The following is a 1,396-nucleotide window of genomic DNA, read 5'->3' as shown; positions in this document are numbered from 1 at the left end:
CTTACGATCCACCGGATACCGGGTTTTGGAAATCTTCACCGTCCTTGGCCTCCCTGGCCTTGGACGGTGATCCAGAAACAGCCCTGCGACACCTCCCCGCAATTCAGCCAGCCTTCTTCCCGTTGCCGAAACCGGATTGGCCGCCGCCATGACGATCAATTGCACCGCGATGTACTGGCAGGCGGGTTTGAACCTTATATCTGAAGGCTCCCGACCGAAGGCTACTGCGGCCTGGCTCGCCTCCCTGCGAATGATGTTGTAAGCCAGTAGCAGGCCCCAAACCTCCTGATAAATCAGGTCGATCTTCTTACTACGCAGCGTCACTGCGTTTTGTTGCATCGAGCTTTTGATGTCTCGAAAGCCCAACTCGATCTCCCAGCGCTCCAGGTACAGCTCAGCGACAGCCTCTGCGCTGTAGTCCCCAGCAGGCAATGAAGTGAGCAGCGATCTGACGTGTCCCCGGCTTTCATAACTAACCTCACGCACCTCCCAATGTGTGGGCAGGCTTGGATTTCGCTTGCGTGCTTGGGGCGAAACCTTCATCCGAACACGGCGATCATGCTCGCCGTAACGCTCGACTTCCTCCATGACCAGATTCTTGCGAGCCGGCGTCAACCAGTGACGATTGCTGCCGCCATCAGCAACGCTCAGCAGTAGATCAGCGCCCCAAAAGCCTTTGTCGAATAGCGTGATCGAATTGTCCGGAATCTGGCCTAGGAAGGTTTCGGCCAAGCGCATTTCGCTGCCCCGGTAGGGGCTGAGCTGGGCATCGAGGATCACGTGGGAACGCACGTTCATCAAGGCAACGAGCCGCATCATTGGAAAAGGTGTCTGGCGTTCAGTGCCCGTGTTGCCAGAGCCAAAATGTTCTCTTAGCTCAGGTGTATCGGGGGTTCGCAGTAATGCACCATCGACCGCGAACACCTGTAAACCATTCCAGTCGTCGGCTTCGTATCGCTCGCAACCCCAGTGTTTACCCGTCTGACGAAACAACGACTCGACCGGATCAGCCCCCAGTCGCTTACGCGCTTCAGTCACGCCGCTTCGCGCCAGCAACTGATCGGAGGCCAAGCCTTGAGCGCAGATATTCAGACGTCTGGCTACCTCATGTACGGGCTCATCTCGGAACAGGGCCATGCCCAGCACCAACCAAAGCACCTGATCGCTTGGTAGGCGACGACGCCTTATGGTGGCTTGCGCTGAAAGGTTCAGCGCACTGGCGACCCACTCAACAGGAATGTTCTGCGTGAAGGTGCTCAGATCCGAGAAATTGAAGAGATCACCGAGGTCGAGCAATTGCTGCTGAATGGGCATAAAAAATCCGATACCAGAGGACTGGTATCGGATTTTCTAGAAGCCACGGCCTGGACTCAAATGCTTAAGTGAACAGCATTAC

Annotated in this window: 1 protein-coding gene; it reads right to left on the bottom strand. The window is 56.2% G+C overall.

Annotated elements, in window-relative coordinates; all coding sequences use genetic code 11:
• Positions 1–1,314 (bottom strand): IS4 family transposase (locus ACIGHL_RS22755; protein WP_425429113.1); only part of this gene is annotated, 1,314 nt, incomplete at its 3' end.
• Positions 1,315–1,396 lie beyond the last annotated feature (82 nt).

Source organism: Pseudomonas sp. NPDC077451 (genome assembly GCF_044543345.1).
GTDB lineage: Bacteria > Pseudomonadota > Gammaproteobacteria > Pseudomonadales > Pseudomonadaceae > Stutzerimonas.
This window is presented reverse-complemented; position numbering and strand designations above follow the sequence as displayed.